This is a genomic window from Wolbachia endosymbiont of Cylisticus convexus (assembly GCF_003344345.1).
Window position 1 is genome coordinate 1 of the sequence record NZ_QPIP01000095.1, and the last position, 3,972, is coordinate 3,972.

The 3,972-nt window shown below is 36.1% G+C and carries 7 protein-coding genes and 2 pseudogenes; all 9 read right to left on the reverse strand.

Features of this window, described 5'->3' with window-relative positions; genetic code table 11:
- Nucleotides 1-66: 66 nt before the first annotated feature.
- Nucleotides 67-171 (reverse strand): annotated as a pseudogene (locus Wcon_RS12155) (GPW/gp25 family protein); the annotation flags it as partial.
- A 4-nt stretch (nt 172-175) separates the two neighbouring features.
- A complete protein-coding gene (locus Wcon_RS08025; RefSeq protein WP_114517809.1) occupies nt 176-430 on the reverse strand; it encodes a PAAR domain-containing protein in 255 nt (84 codons plus the stop codon).
- Between the two features lie 5 nt (nt 431-435).
- Nucleotides 436-900, reverse strand: coding sequence for a phage baseplate assembly protein V (locus tag Wcon_RS08030; protein WP_114517810.1), 465 nt, complete (start codon nt 898-900; stop codon nt 436-438).
- Nucleotides 887-1,363, reverse strand: coding sequence for a hypothetical protein (locus Wcon_RS08035; protein WP_114517811.1), 477 nt, complete (start codon nt 1,361-1,363; stop codon nt 887-889). Before Wcon_RS08035 ends, Wcon_RS08030 begins: the two co-directional genes overlap by 14 nt.
- The gene (locus tag Wcon_RS08040) at nt 1,360-1,845 is read right to left on the reverse strand and encodes a phage tail protein (protein ID WP_410542164.1); all 486 of its coding nucleotides are present in this window, start codon (nt 1,843-1,845) and stop codon (nt 1,360-1,362) included. Before Wcon_RS08040 ends, Wcon_RS08035 begins: the two co-directional genes overlap by 4 nt.
- Before the next feature lies 1 nt (nt 1,846).
- Entirely contained in the window at nt 1,847-2,167 is a 321-nt protein-coding gene (locus Wcon_RS08045; protein ID WP_114517813.1) for a head-tail joining protein, read from the reverse strand.
- On the reverse strand, nt 2,167-3,171 hold the full coding sequence (locus Wcon_RS08050; RefSeq protein WP_114517814.1) for a major capsid protein: 1,005 nt from the start codon (nt 3,169-3,171) through the stop codon (nt 2,167-2,169). Before Wcon_RS08050 ends, Wcon_RS08045 begins: the two co-directional genes overlap by 1 nt.
- Nucleotides 3,172-3,195: 24 nt before the next feature.
- Nucleotides 3,196-3,567, reverse strand: a complete 372-nt coding sequence (locus Wcon_RS08055) for a head decoration protein (RefSeq protein WP_114517815.1) — start codon at nt 3,565-3,567, stop codon at nt 3,196-3,198.
- Between the two features lie 46 nt (nt 3,568-3,613).
- Nucleotides 3,614-3,972: pseudogene (locus Wcon_RS08060) on the reverse strand (S49 family peptidase); the annotation flags it as partial.

A 3,972-nucleotide genomic window follows, 5' to 3' on the forward strand; every position in this document is an offset into this window, starting at 1 on the left:
CTCCATTCCTATAGTGAGTGGAGTTATCTTCCCTCTTATCTCCTTTATATCATATTTTTAACTTACAATTATTCTACTGTTTACTGGAGTGGTTAATATATCAATTATCGATTGTTTAAGATGGTCTAAACCTTCCAATTCCTTTCCACTAGTAGCACTCATACCGCGCATCTTTTTACCCTACAAATACATTTTTACTATTACCCATCATATGAAAACCACACGATACTAAATCTCCTGTTCTCGCTACACCAATACCATTCACAAATACTCTGTTTGAACCTTGTACTATCGTCTCTCCCAAAGTTGCAATATCACCTTTTCGACACACAGATCTTCCTTTCTCAAAAACATTGCTGCTTCCACTCATACAAACATGAGCTGGTATCCCACTGCAATAATCTCCTACACAAGCTACTGTTTTTCCCATGTATTTTAATTTAGGTCTATTCTACTTCCTTTCAGTTTTATTCCACTTTTTGTCATCTCTATGCTCGATTCCCCAGCCTTCAGTGTTATTTTATCTACTACTTCAATCTCTAAATGATGTTTATCTTTATCGTATGACAACTTTGTTCCATCTTGAAACTTCACACTATTTATTTCTTTTTTATTCTCTGGTGCAGAGTACTTTTGTTGATATATTCCAGGAAGTACTACTCCTAATGATAATTCTCCCAGCGGGGAAAGTATAACTACTTGCTCATCAATATCTGGCGGAGACCAATTTCTATCTTTTCCTGCTTTGCTCGTTATCCATGGCAACCAATCTGTTAAAAATTCTCCTATTTTAACTCTTACTTTTGCTTTTTCATAATCTATTTCTTTTACAACTCCTATACGAATAACGTTTGCTAGCTTCCTATTCAGCTCTGAAATTGCAAAACTATGATCCAACATTTATATTTCCTACGTTTATTGTATGTGGCTTAATTTTTCCCTCTAACCAGACTGATTCTCCCACATGCAGATAGTGGACCCATTCAATCAACCACACTAAATATGCATCAAGTTCTGGCCTAAAATCATCTCCTCCTCCTGATATAAATTCTCCTGGTGAAACATTTTCCACATTCCAAGTATTTTTATTCACTACTCTTGCTACTTCTGCTGCTAATGACCTTACAACTAACGAGGAATACTCGACTGTTCCATCAACTACAATTCTCGCTTCAAATCTTGCTTTCAGGGCTAATTCCTCTGTTCCAGGATCTTTTCCCGATTCTAAACTCACAAGCTCTACAAATACCGCTGGCGCTAATAATTCTTTTCTTATCGATGGATAAATTTCACAAGTTTGAATTGCTGGTATTTCTTTCTTCAGCGTAGTGCAGATTGCGTTATGCAAATCTTTAAAATTCATATATTTCTTGTAATATCACGTTCAAAGAACTTTTCAAACACTTCCTCAACCTCATAATTAACAAGATTCCCTATTATCCTTGAAGCCTCAGGTTCCAATGGTAGTTTTATTTCCTTTATCGGTAATGCTGCTCTCCCTTCACGTTTAAAAGCTCCTTTATAATCTCTTGGCATTGTTGCAGTAAATGCTCCAATAAACTCATGTTTTCCTACTTTCGTACCTCTTCTTGTTTGTCTCACTTTACCAATTAATGAAGTTCTGACGTCATACAGATTCGCTCTAATTAATACGTTCAACCTGCTTGTCTTTGCTTTAAAGATTCGTAGCCTTTTTCTCACTAACATCGATTTTATTCTCTTTTCTTCGCTAATTTCCTTAGCAGCTTGGGATTTTAGCCATAGTGCTGTTTTATTCAGTGCTTTTGCTACTACTAATTTGATTTGAGCTTCTTTTCCTCTGATATCACTTATTACCTGATTTATATTATGAAACACTTCCTTCTCCTACGGCTTGAATCTTCCATATTTCACTTGAAGAATCTTTTAACGGCGGTTCAAAAATCTTATAGAATCTTTTTTCAATCTTGATATAATCACCTATGCTAAAGGAAGTAACGTCCTCACTGCGTATCTCTATTGAGGCAATTTGCTGAGTTAATGCTCCATCTGCACCTAAAGAGTACGTAGTGTCAGGACGTTTAATTAGCACTTTTATTTTACGAATACCCTCCTTATTTTTATTACAGTATGTGGCTTCCACTCCTAAATGCTCAAAACAATCTTCTAATAATCTCCCTATATTCATCAACTAGAACTAATTTTTACCAAAACTGCCGGACGATGGCACATTGGCAGAGGATTTGACTGCGTATGTAAATCTGTTCCTCTATCAAACCTCCTTGGTTCTTGTTTTGCATAGAGTGGCTGTCCAAGAGTATTTACTGTCTCATTAAAATCTGCTGGTGCAAAATATGTTGTAAATGTGCTTGCTGTTCCTACTGGAAAACAGTTTCCACTTTCTCTTTCTATAAACCTTCTTACATTTCCCTCAGGATCAGTTGCTTGTCCTCTGTATTCCTCAAATGTTATGCCACAGAACGTAAATCCTGACCTCATATCATTTCGAAGTGCTGCTCCTTCTTGCCATCTTTCATATGCTTCTTTCACTTTAGCGTGAGAAGTGAGTGCATCAAAAAACTCAGGGCTTACCAGTGCATGAATTCCCGTCATATATTCACCACTTAAGTTATCCTCAATATGTCGCAATACCTCCAAACACTTACGTTTTACATCTGTTGTTGCTGTTCCAAGGGCAAAATTTACTACTTTTGGTGTAATTTCAAATTCGTTGTACAGATTTAATAATTCTGACCCGTCAGCATCTAAAATTATTCCTTTCAGCGCTCCCATTCGCAAATGCTCTAATGTTATTGCATGTTTGTTTCTCATTAGCTGCAAATGATCAGTTATTACATCTGCCAGCGCTTTAAGTTCACTCTCTGATCCAAATGCCCTTATTCCTTGTACTTCCTCTGGCAGCACTACATCATCATGCGGAATGTGCGGAATCGTAAATGTTCTTACCTTTCTTTTTCCTCTTTTTCCTACTGTTGCTGGTGCTCCTGGTATTTGTGTTGGTAATAAACTTAATACTCCGTTGTGTTCTTCTATGGTAATATGTCTAAATCTTACTGATCTACTTGGAAACAAATTTAAATTTTCAACACGTCCATAATTTACCGGCAATATATTCATCGCATTTGTTAGTGCCGTCATGCTAAATGCTGTATTTGTAAATGGATTTTGCATTCTTTTTCTCCTTATTAATTTTAGTTAAACTCCCTTGCGGATAATGATCCCTCGTCCTTCAAGTTGCTTTATTGCTTCAGCTTTCTGTTCTTCAGTGATATTTGCTGGCCACACAACTGCATGATCTGCTAGTATTGCACCACGAGTAATAATTACTGCTTTGGCATTTTCTGTCGCATTTACATCACTTACTATTGCACCTATTGCTGTTTGTGTGCCGTCTGTTCCAGTGGGATTAAGTACTCTAATAAAACCATCTTCCGTCTTTTTGGCAACTACTGCACCAAGCTTAAGATTTTGACCTTTAGCTACTGTTATTTGGTCTCTTGAATATAGATTTGAAACTTCGTATTTCAGAAGATCCCCAAGGTTATTTTGTTCTGTTATAGTACTCATTTTGCTTTTCCCCTTTATTTTTTACTTTTGTTATACTACGAATATTCTAAATGCCAGATTGTGCACGACTTCTTGCTACCTGCATCATTAAATCTTCTGACGAATTCTTTGGTAATGTGCTTAAAATTTCAGTCTTCATTGTTCGTTCTGCAAGTATCGACATTAATATTTCTTGTGCTTGTTTGCTGCTAACATTCTGCTCTATAAATTCTCCTATTTTCTCTGGCATTCGTGATAAGTTGCATAAACGTATTAATTCAAGAACTTCAGCATGATAACTGTCATTTTTGATTTTATTAGTTAAATTATCAGTTTCTAGGTCAGTTGTAGTTTGTTCATTCATAGTAATACTCCTGTTTTTATTAATAGATGAAAGAATTGTCATTCCGTCTGCAAGGCCTATTT

Bases quoted from the DNA above. Each gene is read 5' to 3' on its own strand.
- Wcon_RS08045 (WP_114517813.1), bottom strand. From the start codon at position 2,167: ATGAATATAGGGAGATTATTAGAAGATTGTTTTGAGCATTTAGGAGTG.
- Wcon_RS08025 (WP_114517809.1), bottom strand. From the start codon at position 430: ATGGGAAAAACAGTAGCTTGTGTAGGAGATTATTGCAGTGGGATACCA.
- Wcon_RS08055 (WP_114517815.1), bottom strand. From the start codon at position 3,567: ATGAGTACTATAACAGAACAAAATAACCTTGGGGATCTTCTGAAATAC.
- Wcon_RS08035 (WP_114517811.1), bottom strand. From the start codon at position 1,363: ATGAATTTTAAAGATTTGCATAACGCAATCTGCACTACGCTGAAGAAA.
- Wcon_RS08050 (WP_114517814.1), bottom strand. From the start codon at position 3,171: ATGCAAAATCCATTTACAAATACAGCATTTAGCATGACGGCACTAACA.
- Wcon_RS08030 (WP_114517810.1), bottom strand. From the start codon at position 900: ATGTTGGATCATAGTTTTGCAATTTCAGAGCTGAATAGGAAGCTAGCA.